18 protein-coding genes and 1 pseudogene are annotated in these 22,225 nt (G+C 37.6%); 4 read left to right on the top strand and 15 right to left on the bottom strand.

All coding sequences use genetic code 11. The annotated features are described in order from the left end of the window. Positions 1-236: 236 nt before the first annotated feature. The 5 genes from nagE to IGJ20_RS06600 form a co-directional block, all read right to left on the bottom strand. The gene (gene nagE / locus IGJ20_RS06620) at positions 237-2,234 is read right to left on the bottom strand and encodes an N-acetylglucosamine-specific PTS transporter subunit IIBC (protein WP_002379429.1); all 1,998 of its coding nucleotides are present in this window, start codon (positions 2,232-2,234) and stop codon (positions 237-239) included. Positions 2,235-2,270: 36 nt separating this feature from the next. Next, entirely contained in the window at positions 2,271-3,104 is an 834-nt protein-coding gene (locus IGJ20_RS06615; protein ID WP_002357655.1) for a PRD domain-containing protein, read from the bottom strand. A gap of 616 nt (positions 3,105-3,720) precedes the next feature. Further along, positions 3,721-5,373 (bottom strand): peptide ABC transporter substrate-binding protein, encoded by a 1,653-nt coding sequence (locus IGJ20_RS06610; protein WP_002363926.1) that lies wholly within the window; start codon positions 5,371-5,373, stop codon positions 3,721-3,723. A gap of 17 nt (positions 5,374-5,390) precedes the next feature. Beyond that, positions 5,391-6,767, bottom strand: a complete 1,377-nt coding sequence (locus IGJ20_RS06605) for a transglutaminase-like domain-containing protein (protein WP_002361785.1) — start codon at positions 6,765-6,767, stop codon at positions 5,391-5,393. Between the two features lie 16 nt (positions 6,768-6,783). After that, positions 6,784-7,848 (bottom strand): dipeptide epimerase, encoded by a 1,065-nt coding sequence (locus tag IGJ20_RS06600; RefSeq protein ID WP_002360381.1) that lies wholly within the window; start codon positions 7,846-7,848, stop codon positions 6,784-6,786. A 275-nt stretch (positions 7,849-8,123) separates the two neighbouring features. On the opposite strand from IGJ20_RS06600, the gene IGJ20_RS06595 reads away from it, so the two are divergent. After that, on the top strand, positions 8,124-8,468 hold the full coding sequence (locus IGJ20_RS06595; RefSeq protein WP_002357660.1) for a metal-sulfur cluster assembly factor: 345 nt from the start codon (positions 8,124-8,126) through the stop codon (positions 8,466-8,468). A 97-nt stretch (positions 8,469-8,565) separates the two neighbouring features. Here IGJ20_RS06595 and IGJ20_RS06590 read toward each other — a convergent pair. Both IGJ20_RS06590 and IGJ20_RS06585 read right to left on the bottom strand, forming a co-directional pair. After that, a pseudogene (locus IGJ20_RS06590) lies at positions 8,566-9,050 on the bottom strand (GNAT family N-acetyltransferase). A 266-nt stretch (positions 9,051-9,316) separates the two neighbouring features. After that, positions 9,317-10,171 (bottom strand): hypothetical protein, encoded by an 855-nt coding sequence (locus IGJ20_RS06585; RefSeq protein WP_179189117.1) that lies wholly within the window; start codon positions 10,169-10,171, stop codon positions 9,317-9,319. A gap of 285 nt (positions 10,172-10,456) precedes the next feature. Here IGJ20_RS06585 and IGJ20_RS06580 point away from each other — a divergent pair, with 285 nt between their 5' ends. Beyond that, complete coding sequence (locus tag IGJ20_RS06580) at positions 10,457-10,990, top strand: hypothetical protein (protein ID WP_016615870.1); 534 nt, start codon at positions 10,457-10,459, stop codon at positions 10,988-10,990. A gap of 15 nt (positions 10,991-11,005) precedes the next feature. Here the strand turns inward: IGJ20_RS06580 and IGJ20_RS06575 are convergent, their stop codons facing one another. Together IGJ20_RS06575 and lysA are read right to left on the bottom strand one after the other, a co-directional pair. Further along, positions 11,006-11,998 (bottom strand): alpha/beta hydrolase, encoded by a 993-nt coding sequence (locus tag IGJ20_RS06575; RefSeq protein ID WP_172616679.1) that lies wholly within the window; start codon positions 11,996-11,998, stop codon positions 11,006-11,008. Positions 11,999-12,144: 146 nt separating this feature from the next. Beyond that, on the bottom strand, positions 12,145-13,455 hold the full coding sequence (lysA, locus tag IGJ20_RS06570) for a diaminopimelate decarboxylase (RefSeq protein WP_025190382.1): 1,311 nt from the start codon (positions 13,453-13,455) through the stop codon (positions 12,145-12,147). A 197-nt stretch (positions 13,456-13,652) separates the two neighbouring features. Between lysA and IGJ20_RS06565 the strand changes: the two genes are divergently transcribed. After that, positions 13,653-15,533, top strand: a complete 1,881-nt coding sequence (locus IGJ20_RS06565; RefSeq protein ID WP_002380260.1) for a fructose-bisphosphatase class III — start codon at positions 13,653-13,655, stop codon at positions 15,531-15,533. Between the two features lie 94 nt (positions 15,534-15,627). Then, the gene (locus IGJ20_RS06560) at positions 15,628-16,569 is read left to right on the top strand and encodes a serine hydrolase (protein WP_010822795.1); all 942 of its coding nucleotides are present in this window, start codon (positions 15,628-15,630) and stop codon (positions 16,567-16,569) included. A gap of 54 nt (positions 16,570-16,623) precedes the next feature. On the opposite strand, the gene IGJ20_RS06555 is transcribed toward IGJ20_RS06560, so the two are convergent. The 6 genes from IGJ20_RS06555 to IGJ20_RS06530 form a co-directional block, all read right to left on the bottom strand. After that, the gene (locus IGJ20_RS06555) at positions 16,624-17,034 is read right to left on the bottom strand and encodes a hypothetical protein (protein WP_025188635.1); all 411 of its coding nucleotides are present in this window, start codon (positions 17,032-17,034) and stop codon (positions 16,624-16,626) included. Positions 17,035-17,108: 74 nt separating this feature from the next. Further along, positions 17,109-17,744 carry a V-type ATP synthase subunit D gene (locus IGJ20_RS06550; protein WP_002357673.1) on the bottom strand — a complete coding sequence of 212 codons (636 nt, stop codon included), beginning with the start codon at positions 17,742-17,744 and terminating at the stop codon, positions 17,109-17,111. Between the two features lie 4 nt (positions 17,745-17,748). Then, positions 17,749-19,125, bottom strand: coding sequence for a V-type ATP synthase subunit B (locus IGJ20_RS06545; RefSeq protein ID WP_202522526.1), 1,377 nt, complete (start codon positions 19,123-19,125; stop codon positions 17,749-17,751). Continuing rightward, positions 19,118-20,899 (bottom strand): V-type ATP synthase subunit A, encoded by a 1,782-nt coding sequence (locus tag IGJ20_RS06540; protein WP_010822793.1) that lies wholly within the window; start codon positions 20,897-20,899, stop codon positions 19,118-19,120. The genes IGJ20_RS06545 and IGJ20_RS06540 overlap by 8 nt, the downstream gene beginning before the upstream one ends. 17 nt (positions 20,900-20,916) lie before the next feature. Beyond that, complete coding sequence (locus IGJ20_RS06535; protein WP_002357676.1) at positions 20,917-21,228, bottom strand: V-type ATP synthase subunit F; 312 nt, start codon at positions 21,226-21,228, stop codon at positions 20,917-20,919. Then, on the bottom strand, positions 21,218-22,219 hold the full coding sequence (locus IGJ20_RS06530; RefSeq protein WP_002363908.1) for a V-type ATPase subunit: 1,002 nt from the start codon (positions 22,217-22,219) through the stop codon (positions 21,218-21,220). The genes IGJ20_RS06535 and IGJ20_RS06530 overlap by 11 nt, the downstream gene beginning before the upstream one ends. Positions 22,220-22,225: the final 6 nt, after the last annotated feature.

Genomic DNA, 22,225 nt, shown 5'->3' with positions numbered 1-22,225 from the left:
CCTCCTTGATATATTTATTATAATCCATATAAAAGAAAACGATTCCTTGTTTTCTGTCCGTTACATTGGCCATTTTTGTGAGTAGTTAAAGTGTTCAATTATGCGAAACTTTCTAAGGCTATTTATAAATAAAAACCTGTAGAGCAAGCGATTTTTATTACTACTGGTTCTACAGACACTAATACTTTCAAAGAATACAAAAAAAGGGCTGCCTTGCGGCTATCCCTTTTTTACTTTTATTTTACAGTAACATTCCCGATTACATCATTTATTGAAGTCGTTTGACCTGCTTTTTGTAAATCGTATTGAGCAACGATATCTTGATTTGTGAAAACAACAATTAAATCTGATTTTTTGCCAGCTTGTTCTAATGCGGCTAAATCAATGGTTGCAATTTTATCGCCTTGTTTTACAACTTGGCCTTCTTCAACATGTAATGTAAATGGTCCACCTTGTAACTCAACAGTATCTAGACCCATGTGTAATAATACTTCAATGCCTGAATCTGTTTGGATACCTAACGCATGTTTTGTTGGGAAAATGCTAGTAATTTTACCAGCAACGGGTGTTGAAACTTCGCCGTCTGTTGGTACGACAGCATAACCGTCACCCATCATTTTTGCTGAGAAAACATCATCTGGTACTTCAGAAATAGGAATAACTTTCCCATTCGCTACAGAATATAATTCAGTTTCTTTTGTTGAAACCGGTGCTTTTTCTTCAACAACTGGTTGAGAAACAGGTGTTTCTTTGACTGGTGTTGCTGGCGCTTGGTGGTTATATAATCGTTGCATTTCGTCAGCAACAAATTGTACTTCCGTACCAACGATCACTTGGATATTGGTGTCATCAATGACTTTCACACCAGGAACCCCAGTTGCTTTAATTTTTGCTTGATCCACTTTGCCTGTATCTTTCACTGTTAAGCGTAAACGAGTTGTACAGTTATCAATAGAAGTTACATTAGCATCAGCGCCTAAACCATCATAAATACGACGAGCTAGAGAAGCAAATTTGTTGTCGCCTTCCGCAACATCTGGCGTTTCTTCGCCATCGCCTTCTTCACGTCCTGGTGTCATTAAGTTAAACTTAGTGATTGCAAAACGGAAACCGAAGTAGTAAATTGCTGCAAAGACAAGTCCTTGAACCACCAACATCATTGGATGATTCGCGACTGGGTTTTTCAAACTTAAGAAGAAGTCTACAAAACCTGCACTAAAGGCAAAGCCAGCTGTCCAATGCATAAACGCAGCGAATGCTAAAGAAATACCTGTAAAGACTGCATGTAAAACATATAAAGGCCAAGCAACGAACATAAATGAGAATTCTAAAGGTTCAGTTACGCCTGTAAAGAAAGCCGCAAAACCAGCAGCTAACATTAATGAAGCTGTAACTTTTTTCTTCTCAGGACGTGCACATTGATAAATCGCAAACGCGCCTGCTGGTAAACCAAACATCATTACTGGGAAGAAACCAGCTTGATACATACCCGTTTGTCCTACAATTGCTTTACCAGTATCTAACGCTTGTTGACCAGCTAAAAAGTTCCCAATATCATTGATACCAGCAACATCAAACCAGAAAACAGAATTCAAAGCATGGTGTAAGCCTGTTGGAATTAATAGTCGGTTAAAGAAACCATACAAGCCAGCTCCTACGAAACCTAAGCTAGAGATTCCTTTACCAAAAGCAACTAATCCGTTATAAACAACTGGCCAGAAGAAGAATAAGACAGCTGAGATTGCTAACATCGAAATAGCTGACATAATAGGAACTAAACGTTTTCCACTAAAGAATGATAAAGCCATTGGCAATTTCACACCAGAGAAACGATTATACATTGCCGCAGCAACTAAACCAGCGACAATCCCGACAAAGACATTGTTGTCCATGCTGTTGAAGGCTGGGTTTACTTCAGCAATATCCTTGAAGCCTTTAATGGCTTGGATAGAAGCAGGCGCTAAAACAGTTTTTGGTACTAAATAAGCGACTAAACCAGCTAATGCTGCCGATCCATCTTTATCTTTTGACATTCCTAACGCTAAACCAACCGCAAATAATAATGCTAAGTTGTTTAAGATAGCCAAACCACCATTCATTAGAAAAGTTGTGGCTGGACTAGCGCCGATTGTTCCCACGATCCAGTTAGCAATACCGACTAATAAAGAAGCCGCCGGTAATACAGCAACTGGTAACATTAACGAACGTCCCATTCTTTGCATATACGCTTTCATTATACGTAACTCCTCACATAAACTATTTAATTTTTATTATTTGGTCATTCTTAATCGTTCAATGTGAATCGATAAATAACCAAGTTCTTCATTTGGTACTTGATAATGAAAATTTCTCATTAATAAGACTTGTACTTTTTTTGAGATTTCATAGCTTTCAGCATACTTTTTCTTTACGACTTCCAAAATTTCTTCATCTAAAACAGCATATTGATTTTGTTGGAAGCGATGAATAAACAAACGTAAATGATTCACCAAACGTGAATAACTGAGACTATTTTTATCATCATGAATATCAATAGCCAATTCCTGCTCGATTAAATGAATAATTTCAGAAACGATTGTAACTTCACGGATACTTTTACTATTATCAGTACGTCCGCTGCGAGCACTATGGATATGAATTGCAATATACCCCGCTTCATCATAACTAAATGGAATCTCTAAGGTTTGTGTTAAATATTCTACAGCCCATTGAGCAATAGCAAATTCTTCACTATATAAAATCTCAATTTCACTTAAAAGCTTGTTCCGAACAATAATATTATTTTGAATATTTTCAGCTGCAAAAGCAATGTGATCACTCAACCCAATATTAATATGTTCATTCAACTTTTCACCCAATACCGTTTCAGCATGTTGGATAATTTCTTCACTCGCTAAAAAGTATTTGTCTTCAATTTGTGATAGCAATACTTGAAGTTTTTTCAGTCCTTCTGGCTCCATCACAAACATCCGCTCCACCAATTGTCGAGATAAGACATCATTTTTAGTCTTATTAAACCCGACTCCTTTACCGACAGCTACTTTCTCCTGTCCTTCGTCAAGAACAAGTACAGCATTTTGATTTAGCACCTTTTTAATTTTCATAAATGACCCTCTTCTGCAGAAGTAATTCTAACATTTTCAGTGAAAACAACAAAAAAAGCATAGAACAATCCCGTTAAACATGTTGCGTAACCATTGTACACCACATTGTATTACGAAATTCTTCCATGCCAAGTATTATCTAGTCACATGAAAACGCTATTCATTTGTTAACAGTGCTTATTCTAACGAGTATCATTATTTTTGTCAACCTTTTTCAATTATTTTTTTATTAATTGTTGACTATTAACAAAAAAGAAGCTCTTATCGGGAAGAGGTCGGGACAGAAGTGTTTAACTCCGAGAACCAAGTAGGTATTGTTCATCATCGAATCACTACGTTCTTCGTGATTCTCAACAATTTCGGCTTATTTCCGAAGGACCTTCACCAAGTAGGTACGATGATTTCATCTGTTCATGCTTCACAGTGAAACATCGCAACTCTTAGAGCTGTAGCTCTTTTAAAGGCTGTACTGTGACGAGACGCATGTCGAGAAAACACCTTAGAAGTTGTTGAGATCGGAGCAACGCGTAGTGTTGCTTCTGTTCCCGCCGTTTATCAGTTTTTGAGCGTGGAGCAAAAATCCAAAGTGATTTTTGTCCCACGCTCGTTCACTAATTTATTCTTTATAGGCATACTTATATGTGCTCGTTGCACCGAAGTTATGATACTGAATACCTTTGACACCTGGTCGTACAAGCTGACTACGGGCCTCTTGGTATAAAGGAATTAAAGCGGCATCTTCTTCCACCAATACTTTTTCAGCTTTAATTAATGTTTGCCAACGAGTTTCAGGATCATTTGCGTATTTAGTTGTTGCTTCTTCAATTAGTTGATCAAACGTTGGGCTAGAATAGTTCATACGGTTACCACTAACTGAGCTTTCTAAGAAAGTCATTGGATCCTGATAATCGGGTCCCCACATGCCAACAGACAATTCATAATCCCCTTTTCTCATTAATTCAATCGCATTATTTAAAGGAACTGTTTTGACATTAATAGTGAGACCAGGCAACGTTTCTTGTAACTGGCCTTGGATAAATTCAGCAACTTTTCGGTCACTATCACCATCTCTTGAAAGAAGTTCAATGGCTACATCTCCGTTTAGCTCTGCTTTTGCTTTATCTAAATACTCTTTGGCTTTTTTGGCGTCTGTTTTGACAAGGGCGCCTGCTTCTTGACGAAAATCTTCATTCGTTTCTGGGTTATATACAAATTTTTCTGGAATGTACCCATAAATTTCTTTTGAACCATCTGCTAAAATATTGTCGACTAAACTTTTTTTATCCAAAGCATAAGCTAAAGCTTTGCGGACATTCTCATTTGCAAAAATGGATGGTTTTTCGTTTCTTTTTTGGTTTAAACGTAAGGAATAGACTTTTGACCGTTCGATTGCTTCATAGTCTGGGTTGTCTCGATTTTGTTTAGCAAAATCTCCTGTTAAGACAGCCACATCTAATTCACCTGATTCGTACAAATTGTAAACGGTATTTGTTTCTTTAAGAACTTCAAAATGAATCGTTTCTGATTTTACTTTTTCTTTATCGTAATAGTCGGGATTACGCACAAAATCCCACGACATCGCTGACTGATCCCAATTTTTCATTAAAAACGGACCATTAGATACAATCATTTCACTAGAAGTGCCATAGGCTTGTCCTTTTTCTTTCACGAATGCTTCGTTTTGTGGGAAAAATGGAGAAAATGCCAATAACGACGTAAAATACGGTACAGGCTTTTCTAAAGTAACCTCTAAAGTATAATCATCAAGCGCTTTGACACCCAATTCCTCTGGTGCTTTTTCCTCTTTTGTAATAGCTGTTCCGTTCAGAATCGTTCCTTCTAACAAGAAAAAGTAATTAGCTTGGTTTTTGGGATTCGCTAATTTACGCCAAGCAAAAACGAAATCATTGGCTGTTACAGCATCACCATTGGACCACTTGCCATCTTCTCTTAGTTTAATGGTATATCGTTTGCCATCCTCAGAAATTTCTGGCATCTCTTTAGCAGCAGCAGGTATTAGTTGATCTTTTTCATCCAATTGATATAACCCTTCAAAGACATTGGACTGTGCGTTAATACTGGCTTCATCTTGTGTAAAAATAGAATCCATTGAACCGATTTCCGAGTTCTCCATTAAATTTAAAACTTTTTTCGAGACACTGGTTTTCTCAGTTGCTTTCTCGTCTATTTTTGTTTCTGCTGTTGTGCCACAACCTACCAAGACCGTACTAACAAATAACATAATCCCCATCATTTTTAACTTTTTCATACTAATCCCCCTATGTGTCAATCAAACGGCAACTCTTCCATGGAAAGCCGTTCTTGCGAAACTATCAAGCATGCGTAGGGCAAGCCCTCATTTTCGTACTCAAATTCTCCCCGCTGGTTGTCAATTGGGTCTGCACGCAATTGCATTTTTGCCGGCTGAAAGTCTGCCTGGATCTCACTATTTGCGACCATTCTAAAAACATCTAAATTGCCGAAATAATGATTCCACCGCTGTCTATCCCCGTCTCGGTAAGCACCTCCGCCAAAAGATAAATCCGCAAAGAGCCAGCCGTACGGTTCTATATAAAATTGTGCCCAATCATGACAGCCTGTATAATGTGTAGAAACATATAATCCCGATTGCCATTTGGCTGGTATCCCTGCAATCCGACAAAGCGTGATAAACAAAATCGCTTGCACGCCGCAGTCACCTTTTAAATTAGTTGCAGCATACTCTGAAATATTGGAAATTGTAAAATATTCACGCATGAAAGAATAATGAATCTTTGTCGTCACAAAGTCATAAATCAAGCGTGCCTTTTTTAAGGGATTACTTTCATCGCCCACAATCTCATCTGCTAAATTTCTTAAATAAGGCGTGAATCGAATATGCGGTAACTGTTCCTCTAAATCAAAGCTTGGTTGCATTTTGTCTACGTTATTTTCTTCTAACTGTTGGTAAACCATCCGATTAACATAACAATATTCAACTGTAAACGTTTGATTTTCTTTTAAGATTGTTTCAAAACACAGTGTTCGTTGAGGCGCATCTTCTGCCGCAATATAGGTTGCTTCAGGTGACGTAGCTAGGATTTCAATTTCTGATTGTTGTTGACACGCTTTGGGCAGCGGCAAATGGACACGAACACGCTCACCTGGACGCTCAAATTCTTTTTTCACCTGAATGGTGGCTTTAATTGTTGTTTTCACTTTTCTACCACCGTTTTTTTGCATTTGTTCGATGTTCTCTTTTAGTTCTTTTTTGCGGAGAATTTCTAACTGATTGCTTTCTGCTTCCCGCAAACGTGCAACATATGCCGCATTTGTTTTAATTAAATTGGCCAAAAATCGAAGTTGGAAATACGGTTCACCGTCAATATAAACCCAGTCCACTAATCCCGTTTCTTTTAAACGAATTAATTCCTCTGTTTGATAATCCTGAAAAGTGTCTCTCATCATTTGATCAGCTTTTGCAAAGCTATGAGGATACTCATTCATACGCATCATTTTAATGACATCTTTTTCAATTATCAAACGTTCTTTTAATGCCTGCGGAAGTTCTTTTGTCAACCAAAAATCAATGGCAATATCCGCACTTGCAAAATCGCCAAATTCTTTCACCCTTTGAATTTCCTCAGGCAAAGGAACACTAAGATACTTTAAATCATACTTCATTTGCTTTACTCCTTTTTTAATGAGAAATGCCTAATCCAGCTGCTTCTCCTAATTCCAATAATGGTTTTGCTTCTAAGGATACGCCCCCAGTTACGGGCGCAGTTTCTAAACCGAATGTCGCATCTAAATCTGCTCGTGTGATATTCTTTTGAGCAGCAGCTAAATGGGCAGCAGCCGTGATGCCAATGGTTGTTTCTTCCGCCATGCAACCAATCATGCATTCGATGCCTGCTGTTTCACAAATCTGATTAATTTTCAGCGCTTCATGAATGCCGCCACACTTCATTAATTTTATATTGATAACATCGACTGTGCCTTTTTTAACTAATTCCAACGCATCTTGAGCATCAAAACAGCTTTCATCAGCCATAATTGTCGTATTAACTTGTGAAGTAACGTATTTTAGACCTTCTAAATCGCGTCTTTTAACTGGCTGTTCCACTAATTCAATTTGATAATCTGCTAATTCTTGAATCGCTTTAACTGCATCTTTGGGCGTCCAAGCCTGATTCGCATCTAAGCGGAGCTTGATATCAAAGCCAACTGCTTCACGAATCGCTTTTACTCTTGCGATATCAGCTTCAATTCCTGTTCCGACTTTAATTTTTAATGTATCAAAACCTAGTTTGACTTTTTCGACGGCTTTTTGTGCCATCACATTTGGTTCATCAATACCTAGTGTAATATCCGTTATTACTTGGTTATCATAGCCGCCTAACAATTGATAAAGAGGCAGTTGAGCTTTCTGACCCATCAAATCATAACAAGCAATATCGATTGCTGCTTTTGCCGCTGGAGCGAAAGCAGATATTTTATCCATCACTTCATGAATTTTCTCAATATTAAAGGGGTTTAAGCCAATGATTGCTTGGCCAAATAATTCGATCGTTTCAATCGTGCCAGCCAACGTTTCACCGGTAATAAAAATGCCTGGCCCTCCTTCTCCATATCCAACTAATCCCTCTTCTGTTTCAATTTCCACAATTGCACTATCCGCTGATTCTATCGTCCCCAAAGCGATCGTAAATGTTTCTTTCAGTTTAATTTTCGATGCCCTAACATGTACCTGCTTAATTTTCATAAAATCCTCCCTTTGATATTTCCAATTGACTGAAAATTCAGTTTTTTAAAAATATCCAAAAATTAAATTTAGATTGTTATCGATCATTCTAAACTCATTGTTTTCTAATGTCAATAAAATAATGAGATTCAGATTAAAATAAAATGAATTTCGAATTTTATGAGCTTTTTTAATAAATCAGTAAATTCCATGACATGTGAGATACTTCTCATTTACAAACATTCTTAAAAAAGGTATGATAGTAAAGAGGCAACTTGCAAAGGAGTAGAAGACGAATGAGTGAACAACCTCAACAACGTTCAACCGAAGAAGTTGAAGCAATTAAAGAAGATATTTTAACTGCATTAGAAACAGTGATTGACCCTGAATTAGGCATCGATATTGTTAATTTAGGACTAATTTATGAAGTTGAATTTGCAGAAGAAACTGGTGATACTGTCATCAAAATGACCTTAACCACAATGGGTTGTCCGTTAGCAGATGTTTTAACAGAACAAATCCATGGTGTTTTAAAAGATATTCCTGAAGTGAATAATATCGAAGTAAAATTAGTCTGGTACCCTGCTTGGACAACGGATAAAATGAGCCGTTACGCACGAATTGCTTTGGGTATTCGCTAGTTATTTCGAGACTAATGATAAAAAACATATGAAAGAACCGATTGGTCCGTTCTTTCATATGTTTTTTTGTTTGTTTAATTTACTTATTTGAAAAAAACTACCTGATGCTATCAATACTTGGCTTTTTCCAAATTTTTGCTACTGGATGGAAGTCTAATAAAAACTGTAGCTGCGTTCCACCGAAGCCTGACGCTCCAGCAAACATGATATGAAAAGTGAGCCCTCTATCCATAATCAGATACCCTGTATCCAGCACGCCATTTCTTTCATAAAACTGATAACGTTTTTCTCTTTGGGCTTCATTCGCTGCATTTTTGCCAATTTCTTCACTCTCTAAAAGAACCCCTTAGGATAACGTGTCTTCAATAACGCTAACACGGTTGAGCCTAATCGTTTGTTTCGGTGGTGCTGATCAATTGCAAAGAAAAAGACATAGGTTGCTTCAGGTGCAATTTGACTATTTAACAAAATCCCCACGTTCTCATCCGCCTCTTGAATAACAAACAAATGAAATTTTCCTGCTTGAGAAGACGTCAATAATTGACCAAACGGCAGTCTCTCTTCTTCTGGAAAAGCTTCTATGTAGGTTGCTTCCCAATAGGCTTGATTTTCTTGATTTAATAATGTGAATTACATAAAAGCTCCTTTCTAAAATGATTGCTTCGTACTAATAACTTTTGTTACTTACATAAGACCTAAAAGTTATTTAAACATGCGACTGGTTAGCCCTATACGCAATTATTTTTTGATACTAATCTAGTAGTTTAATCGTTCTCTGTTCCTGAGTCAATAAAAGAGCACACGATTCGAGACTTTCAACGTTTAGTGAAAAGTCGATTCTTATTTCATTACAACCGATTCACTATTCGCTGCCCTCTTTTTTCTATTCGTTGATTTACTTGAACTAAATATTCATTTATCTCCTCTAGATTCTGAGGTAAGATAAACGAGTCTTTTTTCAAATGATTTTTCCATAGCGCTACTGGTTGATACTGTTCATTTAAAAATGGTTGCATCTCATACGTATGAACGTAGCTTTCCCATGAATGAAATGAAGCTAAAAATATCGAAAGTTGTTCTAAAGAATAATCCCAATAATCTTTAAACGATAAACTTCTTCCGCTGTTAAATCCTAGTGGAACTACTGTAATGTTTCCAATTGAATGGGTAAGTTCGGCAAAACGCTTTAATTGTGGGTCCTGATGGACTCGATCAAATTTAGTAAAATTGTCGAGAAGGAATTCATTCCATGTATATTTTTTGGGTACAGGATTTGGTAAATAGTCAGGAAAAACTTGGTCAAAATAAGTTAAATATCGGTCCGAAATCACAGCCGATGTCCCGGAATCATGAGGCGGATACTTGCTATTTACTGCAAGCAAATTCTGTTCAGAAGGTTTTTCTAAATAGCTTTCTTGATTTTCCCCAATTACTTCCGCTGGTCTAAAGAAATCGGGATAAACAAGTTGTAACATAATTTTATACGTTGTCCAAAATGAGTTCATAATATCTTTGTGCATGGTCGCCTTCCCAGTTAACTTTAAAAAAACATCCTCCACAACCTCGTACTTTTCAATATGGACATTCGATGTTCTAGCTTTTAAAATATTTTTAACCGGCTGCTGGTGGTCATACTCTTGACCCAAAAGCAACTTCTTTAAATCATCTTTCGCTGAAATTGTCTTAACTGTAATCTCCGCCACTTTGAATAACTCCCATCCTACGATTTTCTCTATATTCTTTTATATTATTATACTAGAAAAACGCTCCCTCCTGCCCTTTTTTAATCAACAAATCAGCAATTAGAAAACACCAGCGAAACAGAAGTGCAACACTAGCATGCGAAAAAATGCGATCGGCAACTTATTTTTAGACACTCTGTGTGTTTCGTATAGTCGAGGCTGGTTGCGTGTATTTTTTTCAAGAAAATTGAGAACAGCTATGGTATAGTCAAAACTACGATTATTTCAAACACGGAGCGACAGTTTATGGAAATGTACCAAGTAATTAGATATTTTTTAAATGAAATGGAGAAAAAGATTTGGCATGCCTTGTTAACATTAGTACTTTTTTGTCTTTATATTTCCATTTTTGATGTTCCTTTTACAATTAAAAATACGTTCATCGGCAGACTACTTTTCCCGAAAGCTTTTATGAATGCAGGAAGTGCGAATCTGATTTTTTATTTGATTAGTTTTTTTGGTTTTTTATGGTCAATTTTCATTTTTGCTTATCTATTGAATAAGACACGCCTCAAATTATTAAATAAAACATTTCCTTATCTTTTGGAAATATTAGAAGTCTGTATTTTGCCTTTAGTGATTCTTTATGCTTACATTTATATTTATTTGCGGGTCCATGGCGAAGGTTTCAGCTATATACGAGAATCTCTTTTACAGCAAGAGTTAACTTATTCAATGAAATGGTTTCTTTGCCTTGGTAGTTTGGCGCCGTTATTTTTCTTTTTAAGCACTTTAAATTTAGCTAAACGAGTCAGACAAAAAAAAGACATGGAATCATGAAAATCCATGTCTTTTTTAGTCGGATGTTGTTTTTACTGCAGGACAGTTTTCTTCCAAAAATTCAAAAATACTACTGTAATAATTTTCAGGTTCGTAGACACTTGAAGATAAATGTGGTGCTTTAGCCACAATGAGGCCTTTTTTTATCCCCTGAGTTGCCGCTAAATTTTCTTCAAACATTGTCATTGGAACAAAGCGATCACCTGTACCGTGAATAAAGAATGTGGGCAACGTATTTTTGTGTAATTGTCTCACGGAAGAAGCGGTTTTCAATTGAAAGCCATAGTTATTTAATGCTAATTGATTAGCAATTGTTAAAATAGGAAAAGCGGGTAAATGAAAAGATTCATGTAGGACGTATTTAAATTCATCATAAACAGAAGTGTAGCCACAATCCACTATTAATCCGCGGACATTCGTTGGTAACTTTTCACCACTTGCCATCATGACAGTAGCCGCTCCCATGGAACCGCCCACTAAAATAATTTCTGCTTCCATATCAATGGCAAGAACTTCACTAATCCAACTTAATAAATCTAACCGATCCAGCCATCCCATCCCAATTTTATTCCCTGAACTTTTCCCGTGCGCACGCAAATCGGGAACTAAAACATTGTAGCCTTCTTCTGCAAAACGTAATGCAGTATATGCCATATCGCGTTTTCCGTTTGAACGATAACCATGCACACAAATCGCCCAACGATGGTTATCTGGATAAGGAATAAAGCACCGTGCATACAATGTTTCATCTTTAATTTTCAACCAACGATCTTCAGCAAAAGACTCTGTCCAAAAAGCTTCGCCTTCTTGTTTTTGTTGTTCTTCTATTTTTGTATATCTTGTTTCACGTTCTTGAAAATTATCAGGATTTAATAACCGATGCCCTTTTTTATGATACCAAGGGTTGTCTTTAAGCAACGCAATTTTCAAAAAATAATTGGCAATGTAAAAAGAAAAAACAACGCCAATTATTGCAAAAATGATCAGTAACCCGAGGAGCCATTTCATCTGCAAATCACACCCTCTTCTAAAGTATTTCCTTCTTCATTTAATATACTATGGATTTTTCATTTCTGAAAGAAATCACCCTTACATTTTGTTATTTTTTGAAAAAAAAACAGCCGTCTCAAAAAGAGGCGGCTACTTTTAATCTATCAACAATCCAACGTTGTCATATCTTCATATGTCTCACGGCGAGCAACTAATTTTGCTTGTCCATCTTCGACAAAAACCACCGCTGGTCGAGGATTTCGGTTGTAATTACTTGCCATTGAATAACCGTAAGCCCCCGTACTACTAATGGCCAATAAATCCCCTGCTTTAACTTCTGGCAATAAAATATCTCGAAGTAAGACATCTCCTGATTCGCAATATTTACCAACCACTGTGACTTTCTTGACTGAATCATGTCCCTCACGATTCGCTAGAAAACCATCATAAACTGCTTGATACAAAGCAGGGCGTATATTATCACCCATGCCACCATCTACGGAAACAAAATGACGAACACCAGGAACCTCTTTTTGCGCGCCAACTGTATATATCGTTGTGCCCGCTTCGGCAATTAAACTGCGGCCTGGTTCAATCCAAAGCTCAGGCAGTGGATACCCTAATTGTTCACAATGACCTTTCAAGGAATAAACAATTTTTTCAACAAATGTTGCTGGTGCTAATGGCTCATCTTGCTGCGTGTACTGCACACCAAAACCACCACCCATATTTAAAACACGTGCTGTAAATTGATGGACTTGCCGCCAGTCTTCTAAAATAGTGAACATTTTTTCAACAGCAGCTAAAAAGCCTTCCACAGCAAAAATTTGCGAGCCAATATGGCAATGGACCCCTTGCACATCAAAAGAGGGATTTGATAAAAGGCGAACGATCGCTTCTGTTGCCTGGCCACTTGCAACATCAAAACCAAATTTTGAATCTTCTTGGCCTGTCAAAATGTAATCATGTGTTTCTGCATCCACGCCAGGACTCACCCGAAAAAGAACTTTTTGTGTTTGGTTTCGTGTAGCTAATAATTCTTCCAACAAGTCAATTTCGTAAAAATTATCAATGACAATTGTACCTATTTTGTTGTCCAAAGCATAACGTAATTCTTCAGGGGTTTTATTATTTCCATGGAACTCAATTTCCGCTGGCTCCATGCCCCCTTTTAAAGCTGTGAATAGTTCTCCACCAGAGACAACATCGCAAGCAATATCTTCTTCCTTTAACACTTGATAAATAGCTAAACAACTAAATGCTTTACTTGCATAAACCACTTTATTTTTGATACCTAATTGATTTAACGTTTGTTTAAAACCACGTGCTTGCGCGCGAATATGAGCGACATCATAGACAAATAACGGCGTCCCGAATTTTTGCGCCAACTTTACGGTGTCACAACCACCGATTTCTAAATGATTTTCCCGATTCATTTTTGCTGTACCAAATAACATGTTTTCCCGCCCCTTCATTTCGTTTTATTAAAAATCATAGCATAAAACCCAGTAGCTTCCTATAATTTTCCACATTTTTCTCTGACTTTCTCCTGTTGCTTTTTTTCGCCAAATAGCCTACAATAATTGGCATACGAATAAAAAACCTTCATTATCAAGACTTTAATCTTTTAAATCAAAATTGGTATATACGAAAAAGAAAGAAGGCAGATGACTTGGCTACACTGAACCGCGATCAACAAATTGAAGAAATTATTAATTTGGAAGCAATTTTGAATTTACCGAAAGGAACAGAACATTTTGTCAGTGATTTACATGGTGAATTTGAAGCTTTTGACCATATTTTAAGAAATGGTTCTGGGCGAATCCGAGAAAAAGTTCAATTTTTATTTAAACAAGAATTAAATGCCCATCAGATGGACGAGCTTTGTTTTATTATCTACTATCCAGAAGAAAAATTAACACTTTTAGAAAATGAAAGCGCCCTCTCTTATGAATGGTGGCTATTAACGATTCGCCGTCTGGTTGAAATCGTCCGTTCTTCTTCGATGAAGTACACACGTTCTAAAGTTCGCAAAGCCCTTCCTGAAACCTATGGGTATATTCTCGAAGAATTGATTTATCAATATGATGAAACAACAACCAAAAACGGTTACTATCAACAAATTATTGAAAAAATTATTTTACTAGGTGAAGCCAAACGTTTCGTGACAGAATTAGCTTATCTAATCCAACGTCTGATTATCGATCACCTACATGTTATTGGGGATATCTATGACCGGGGGCCAGCACCAGATAAAATTATGGACCGATTAATGTCCTATCACTCCTTGGATATTCAACTAGGCAATCACGATATGATTTGGCTGGCTGCTTATAGTGGTTCACTGGCTTGTTTAGCCAATGTAGTACGTATTTGTGCTCGCTATGGAAATTTAGATTTGTTAGAAGAACGTTATGCTATCGATTTAACCGCCTTAAAAAAATTTAGTTTAGAAACATATAAAGAAAATCCTGCTTTTGAACCCAAGAAAAATCCCTATCGTGCGTTAACTGAAGATGAAAAACAAGTAGCGATGCGTGTGCAACAAGCCATTGCCATTATTCAAGAAAAACTAGAAGGGCAAATTATTGGTCGACGCCCTGATTTTAACTTGGCACATCGGCTACGCTTAGATAAGATTCAAGGGGAAACTATTACTTTTGATGAATGTCGTTATACATTAATTAACAGCTGTTTCCAAACCGTTTCTGAAGAGCAGCCTTACCAATTAACACGTGAGGAAAAACAGATAATTGATGATTTATTAACGCAATTTCAGTCTTCACCGCGGTTAACAAAACACATGCGCTTTCTAATGGAAAAAGCCTCTCTTTATCTTGTGTATAATCAAAATTTATTGATTCATGGCTGTCTGCCTCTGAATGCGGACGGTACTTTTCAAGCTTATACATTTAAAGGCCACTCCTATTCAGGAAAAGCTTTAGTTGACTTCTTTCAGGAAATGTTAGAAGAAGCTTACGCTCAGCCTGCTAGTACAGATGACTATGCGACAGATTGTTTATGGTATCTTTGGTGTGGCGAAGGTTCCTCATTATTTGGTAAACGAGCTATGAAAACCTTTGAGCGTTATTTTCTCGCTGAAAAAGAAACACATTACGAAGAAAAGAATCCTTACTACTCTTTGCGTGATACGGTTGAAGTTTGTGAAAGAATCCTAGATGAATTTGAAGTTACTGGTGAAAATCGACATATCATTAATGGCCATACACCAGTTAAACGAACAAAAGGCGAATCGCCAATCAAAGCAAATGGCACGCTTCTCGTAATTGACGGCGGCTTTTCAAAATCTTATCAGACAATTACTGGGATTGCTGGTTATACATTGTTGTACAACTCGTTTGGTTTACAACTGACCGCGCATAAATCTTTTTCTAGTAAAGAAACAGCCATTTTAAATAATCAAGACATTCATTCCATCAAACAAGTCATCGATCGCCCCTTACAGCGGCTATTAGTGAAAGATACCACTATCGGCAAAGAGCTATTAAAGCAATCGCAAGCACTCCAAAAACAAATGAAACAAAACCAGTAGTGCCGTTAAAAAGACGCTTGCGCTCTTATCCGAAAAATGATTAAATGGAGGAGTTGAGAAAAATATCTATTAGAGAAACGGAAAGGGTTTTACATTGAAGAAACAGCAACTCTCACTATACGGCATCATTTTCTTTCTTTGCTTTTTCCTAATTGTAGGCTTCTTCTTCTCAAGTCGTGGCGAAGATTATGCCAAAGAATCTGAACAAAAAGTTACAATTGATTCCGCCAAACATGAGAAGCATACGAAAGACAAGGAAGAAAATAATTCAGCAAATACAGTATTTTTTGATAAAATAAATGACCTGCTCGTCGCTTCTGTCAAAGAATTTGAAGGAACGGTCGGGATTAGTTATTTGGATTTAGAAACTGGCGAACAGCGTTCCGTGAATGGCCAACATGAATTTTATACAGCTAGTACTATTAAAGTGCCCCTGACGATGCTAGTCGCCGACACGGTTGCTTCTGGTCAAAAAAAATGGACAGACCTGATTCCCTATAACGCCGAAGAAGATTATGAAGAAGGAACTGGGATCATTGCCTATAATATCCAACCAGAATATCCATTAAAAACGTTACAAGAATATGCCATCACCTATTCTGATAATATCGCTAAAAATATGCTCTATGACACATTGGGTGGTGATGCAAAAGCAAAACGAGAAATGTATCAGCGTTATTTGCACAAGTCACCTTCGATTGAAGAACCACAATTTTCTTCGGAAGATGCGCTAGTTATTCTACAAAGATTATATACTGAAAAAGCAACAAAACCAGATTACCAAGCGATTTATGATTCTATGAAACAAAGTGTTTTCCATGAAAGAATGGAAACTCCCACAACTCAAGGAAAAGTTGCTCATAAAATTGGTTCCTATGATGAATTTATTCATGATATGGGGATTTTAGAAACACCTCACCCCTTTGCTTTAGCAATTTTTACGAAAGGACCTGATAATGCTAAGAGTGCTGCGTTTATTGCTTCAGTGACAGATAAGTTATGGCAATTACAGGTGTCTGAATATCCTAATCAATAACAGTTAAAAAATACCCTTGGTTTATTAAGACGACTTAATAAACCAAGGGTATTTTTATTGTTTGTTATTATTATCCGTTTGTACAGACAACAACTTCGTAAAACGTTCTGCCAACATTTGGTGGGCATCAATTTTTTTGGTTCCTTGTGCTTTTGTTGCAAAACTAGCAAAGTTTAAGCCAGCCCCAAATAGTTGTAACGCACCGTTGCCTAAATCTCCCTTTTTAAGAGCTTCAAGCCCATCTTCGATAAATTGGTTACTTTCATCTAAATGACACTCAGGAAGATATTTCACGCCGTGATGATATCGTTTTACATTCAGAATGATTTGCTTCGCGGCTTCTTCTGAAATAGCCGCTCCCAAGTTTAACAGTAGCTCATTGATTGGTTCCACCAAGTGAGCATAGTCACTTTCGTATTTTTGACAATTCAGTGCAATCGCTTTGCGGCGTTCTTCATTTTTAATTTTTTCCACTCCCTTTTTTATTAAAAACGAGCACGAAAGCTACCAACTGGCTTCGCACTCGTTCTTTCTAACCATTAATTTTCTTTGTTCATGCTTTTAATTTTAATTAGACGTGTAATTTCGCCACGTTCATTTTCTTCTAATTTCATTTGAATGTAGTAAATTGTTTCTTCTAATTGTGGAATCGTCATATACTCTAAGGCGTTGACACGACGACGCGTTTTTTCAATTTCTTTTGATAATAATTGGCACGTCTTTTCAACATTTGCAAGTGCTAATAATTTCGGTAAAATGCTTGAAATTTTAGCAAAAGCTTGATCAAGCTCGCTGTTTGAATTCACGTAGCCATAATCTAAGGGTGCTTCTTGAACCGATTCATCGTAATCAAAAATCATTTTAGGAACTGGCACACTTAAGATGTTCTGTTCAATAATTTCTAATTCAACTTTTTCAGCTGGAATCGCCACTAACTCTTCAATAAAGGCTTCGTTCAACGTTGCGTTTGCCAATACAAAATTTGATAACGCATCCGTCACTTCTTGTTCAACCTGAATACGTAACTCATTGTTTTCTTTGACTAGCGCAATAAACCGTCGCATCAATTCATCTTGTTTGTCTTTCAGCAACTTATGACCTCTCGTGGCCGTAGTTAACTGTTTTTTCAATCGGGAAAGTTCCATACGGGTTGGATTAACATTTAATCGAGCCATTTTTCTACTTCCCTTCAGTTAAATATTGATCGAGCATATCCTCTTTAATTCGTTTTAGTTCTGTTCTCGGTAGCATACTTAATAGTTCCCACCCAAGATCTAACGTTTCTTCAATCGAACGGTTTGTATCGAATCCTTGATTGACATATTCTTCTTCAAAACGTTGGGCAAAAGCTGCGTAAATTTTATCGACATCGGAAAGAGCTGATTCTCCTAAAATGACAGCTAATTCTTTGGCTTGTTTCCCTTGTGCATAGGCTGAGAACAATTGATTCATCGTCGCTGCGTGATCCCCGCGCGTTTTGCCTTCGCCAGTTCCTTTGTCTTTAAGACGGGAAAGTGATGGCAATACATCAATTGGTGGTTGGATACCGCTCTTATATAGTTCCCGAGACAAGATAATTTGCCCTTCCGTAATATAACCAGTTAAATCGGGAATTGGATGTGTTTTATCCTCCTCTGGCATTGTTAAAATAGGAATCTGTGTTACGGAACCTTTTGAGCCACGAATTCGGCCTGCCCGTTCATACAACGTTGCTAAGTTCGTGTAAAGATAACCTGGGTAACCACGACGTCCTGGAACTTCACGGCGTGCTGCTGAAATTTCTCGCAACGCTTCGCAATAATTGGTCATATCCGTCATGATAACTAAGACATGCATGCCCTTTTCATAAGCTAAATATTCAGCGGCTGTCAAAGCCATTCTAGGTGTTGCAATCCGTTCAATGGCTGGATCATTCGCTAAGTTCATAAACAAGACTGAACGATCAATTGCGCCTGTTTGACGGAAATCTTCCATAAAATATTCCGCTTCTTCAAAGGTAATCCCAATGGCCGCAAAAACTACGGCAAATTCTTCTTCACTATTTAACACGTTGGCTTGTCTGGCAATTTGTGCCGCTAATTCTTTATGAGGTAAGCCAGATGCTGAAAAAACAGGTAATTTTTGACCACGAACTAAGGTATTTAAATGGTCAATCGCTGAAATTCCTGTTTGGATGAACTCATCGGGATAATCACGAGTAACTGGATTGATAACTTCGCCGTTAATATCTAATTTTTTCTCAGGTAATAATTCTGGTCCATTATCTTTTAAGCGACCTAAGCCGTCAAAAACGCGCCCCATCATATCTGGCGAAACCCCTAATTCTAAAGGATGTCCCAGAAAGCGAACTTTTGAATCACGAATATTGATGTTACTCGTTCCTTCAAAAATTTGGACCATCGCTTTATCTCCATTGATTTCTAAAACTTGCCCTTGGCGAATTTCGCCATTTTGCATGCGTACTTCAATTAATTCTTCATACTTTACGCCTGCCACTTTTTCAACAATCATCAGAGGACCAACGACTTCATTGATTGTGCGATATTCTTTAATCATTCGTCATTCCTCCTTCAGCAATGATTTCTTTTATCGTTGTTTTAATTTCTGCTTGTAAACGATCCAATTTTTCTAATTCTTCTTCTGGTAAATACTTGCTACGAGCAATGCGATCACGGATTTCAACTGTTCCCGCCATTAACTCAGAGAAATAAGTGCCTAAACTTAAGGCTTTTTGACCTTCTTCACCAAAAGTTAGAATCAATTGCAACATTTTCGCTTGTTTGGATCGAGAAGTGAACGTATCTACGTCATCAAAAGCATTTTGTTGCAAATAGTCTTCCCGTAATGATTTGGCTGTTTCCAACGTTAAACGGTCTTTATCCGACAAGGAATCAATCCCAACCAAGCGAACAATTTCTTCCAGTTGAGATTCCTCTTGTAAAATCCGCATCCCTTCAGCTACCATAGCGGCCCAGTTTCCTTGCAATTCCAAGTCTAAATATTGCCCTACTTCTGTGGAGTAAAGAGAATAACTTTGCAACCAGTTAATAGAAGGAAAATGACGTTTTTGTGCTAATTGGGAATCTAAGCCCCAGAATACTTTAACAACGCGTAACGTATTTTGGGTGACAGGTTCTGATATGTCCCCACCAGATGGCGAAACCGCACTAATCGCCGTAATGCTTCCTTCACGATGATCTTTTCCTAACGCGATGACTTGTCCTGCTCGTTCATAATATTCAGCTAAGCGACTACCTAAATAGGCTGGATAGCCTTCATCACCAGGCATTTCTTCTAACCGACCACTCATTTCTCGTAACGCTTCTGCCCAACGAGAAGTAGAATCCGCCATAATTGCGACTGAGTAACCCATATCACGGAAATATTCTGCAATGGTAATCCCTGTATAAATCGAGGCTTCCCGTGCCGCTACCGGCATATTTGACGTATTCGCAATTAAAATCGTCCGATTCATCAAAGACTCACCAGTTGTTGGATCAATTAATTCTGGAAATTCATTTAAAACATCTGTCATTTCATTCCCGCGTTCCCCACAACCAACGTAAACGACTAAGTCGACATCAGCCCACTTAGCAATTTGGTGCTGAACGACTGTTTTTCCAGCGCCAAATGGTCCTGGAACTGCTGCCGCTCCGCCTTTCGTAATTGGGAAAAAGGTATCAATTACGCGTTGTCCGGTCACCATCGGTACTTTGGGACTTAGTTTTTCTAAAATGGGACGTCCCCGCCGAACGGGCCATTTTTGCATCATGCTAAAACTTTCTGTTCCTTTAGCCGTTTCCACTGAATAAACTGTTTCATCAATGGCAAAGTCCCCTGCTTTAATTTCGGCAATCGTTCCTGAAACGCCGAAAGGCACCATAATTTTATGTTGAATAATCGCTGTTTCTTGAACCACACCGACGATGTCACCTGCCGACACTTCTTCACCAACTGCCACAGTCGGTTCAAACGTCCATTTTTTCTCACGATCTAACGCATCAATTTTAACGCCACGGCCTAAAAAGTTACTGTGGGTTACTTCTTGAAATGTATCCAATGGTCGTTGAATACCATCAAACATTTCGGCAATTAAACCTGGGGCTAATTCAACAGATAATGGTTCTCCTGTTGAAATAACTGGTTCTCCTGGTCCAATGCCTGTTGTTTCTTCATATACTTGAATCGAAGCGACGTCGCCTCGCATTTCAATAATCTCTCCGATAACGCCTAAATCTCCTACATGACAAATGTCTTGGATACTAGCATCTGACATGTTTTCAGCTAAAATCAAAGGACCTGAAACTTTGACAATTTTTCCAATTTGCACGCTCATTCTCCTTTGCATTATAAAATATTTTGTCCAATTGCTTTTTCAACATTTTTTTCAATCTCACTTAAACCGATTCCGATTGTACCATTATGACTTGGGATTAAAATAATCGCTGGTGTCACTTGTTCTTTGTATCGTTCAATCGTTTCTTCTGCTAAAGTAGAGGCTTCTTCCGTTATGAAAATGACCCCAAACTTATTTTTTGCCATAGTTTCAATGGCTTCTCTAACTTGCATTTCTGAAATGGCATGATGGACCTCAAAGCCAAACAGTTTAAATGGTAAGATTGAATTTTTGTCTCCAATGACACCAATTTTATACCCCATTGACTTTTCGCATCCTTTCTCGAATTTTTTCATTTGAAAACCCACTATGTTTTCCGACCAAAATTAAACGTAGATTTTTCCATTCAACCTCTTTCGCATTCAAAAAGGCTAGTAATGGGAGCGGCCCAAAAGCAACCGTTCGACCGTTTTCATACATTGAGGTCAGGTAATCATCTTTGAGTTTTTCAAAAGCCAATAAATTTAATTCATTGGTTTCTTTATTGATAATCTTTTCTAATAGTTGTCCGTAATTCGTTGTTCTGACAAATGCTGTAAATTCTACAAGTGACTTTTCCGCATAGGTCAACAGCTCTTTCTTTGAGAGACTGCCAGCGCTAGAAAGCACGGTTGATAAAAAGTTACTGTTTTGATGTTGAACAATCCCTCTAGCCATCGTTGATAGATTGGTTAAATCAATAAAAGCGATGACTTCCTTCGTTAACTCTTCATAGCCCAATTCATCCGCTAATTTTCGCTGTTGCTGTAAAAATGCTCGATCATAAAGGATATCAATTGCTTGCGGCAAACCGCCTTCTTCCAGATAAGCAAAAACATCACGGATCACTTCTAATAATGCTGGTTCAAGTTCGGAAGAGTTTTTTGTATGAATGGCACTTTTGACTGTGTTTAGAGAATAACGACCATCTTCTAAATAAAGATAATCAAAATCTTTACCTGTTCGCTCAGCTTTCGTCAAAATTTTCAAGTTATGGAAGGTAAAACGCATCGTATACAACGTTACTACAGCTGGTTCTGGAGCCATTTCATATAACCAGCGATAAAGACTTCCCAGCGCTTCAGAAGAATGGTAGTCAAATTTTTCTTCAAAAGTTTCGGTTAAATAAGGTTGATAAACCGTACTTTTTAACATATTTTTAACGTCTTCAACTGTTTCCGCTTCTAAAAGTTGTTGAAACTGTTGCTCAGAAAGCAGCTCCGTTTCTTTTAAACGAATCAGCGGATTAATTTGATGATACGTTGGTTTTCTCATGCTACG

The sequence above is a fragment of the Enterococcus sp. DIV0294 genome (assembly GCF_050558155.1).
Lineage (GTDB): Bacteria > Bacillota > Bacilli > Lactobacillales > Enterococcaceae > Enterococcus > Enterococcus faecalis.
The sequence above is the reverse complement of the archived record's forward strand: the minus strand, read 5'-3'. Positions and strand labels throughout refer to the sequence as shown.

What these genes read in the sequence shown, in the direction of transcription:
- nagE (WP_002379429.1), bottom strand. Translation starts at nt 2,234, where the DNA reads ATGAAAGCGTATATGCAAAGAATGGGACGTTCGTTAATGTTACCAGTT.
- IGJ20_RS06615 (WP_002357655.1), bottom strand. Translation starts at nt 3,104, where the DNA reads ATGAAAATTAAAAAGGTGCTAAATCAAAATGCTGTACTTGTTCTTGAC.
- IGJ20_RS06610 (WP_002363926.1), bottom strand. Translation starts at nt 5,373, where the DNA reads ATGAAAAAGTTAAAAATGATGGGGATTATGTTATTTGTTAGTACGGTC.
- IGJ20_RS06605 (WP_002361785.1), bottom strand. Translation starts at nt 6,767, where the DNA reads ATGAAGTATGATTTAAAGTATCTTAGTGTTCCTTTGCCTGAGGAAATT.
- IGJ20_RS06600 (WP_002360381.1), bottom strand. Translation starts at nt 7,848, where the DNA reads ATGAAAATTAAGCAGGTACATGTTAGGGCATCGAAAATTAAACTGAAA.
- IGJ20_RS06595 (WP_002357660.1), top strand. Translation starts at nt 8,124, where the DNA reads ATGAGTGAACAACCTCAACAACGTTCAACCGAAGAAGTTGAAGCAATT.
- IGJ20_RS06580 (WP_016615870.1), top strand. Translation starts at nt 10,457, where the DNA reads ATGGAAATGTACCAAGTAATTAGATATTTTTTAAATGAAATGGAGAAA.
- IGJ20_RS06575 (WP_172616679.1), bottom strand. Translation starts at nt 11,998, where the DNA reads ATGAAATGGCTCCTCGGGTTACTGATCATTTTTGCAATAATTGGCGTT.
- lysA (WP_025190382.1), bottom strand. Translation starts at nt 13,455, where the DNA reads ATGAAGGGGCGGGAAAACATGTTATTTGGTACAGCAAAAATGAATCGG.
- IGJ20_RS06550 (WP_002357673.1), bottom strand. Translation starts at nt 17,744, where the DNA reads ATGGCTCGATTAAATGTTAATCCAACCCGTATGGAACTTTCCCGATTG.
- IGJ20_RS06545 (WP_202522526.1), bottom strand. Translation starts at nt 19,125, where the DNA reads ATGATTAAAGAATATCGCACAATCAATGAAGTCGTTGGTCCTCTGATG.
- IGJ20_RS06535 (WP_002357676.1), bottom strand. Translation starts at nt 21,228, where the DNA reads ATGGGGTATAAAATTGGTGTCATTGGAGACAAAAATTCAATCTTACCA.
- IGJ20_RS06530 (WP_002363908.1), bottom strand. Translation starts at nt 22,219, where the DNA reads ATGAGAAAACCAACGTATCATCAAATTAATCCGCTGATTCGTTTAAAA.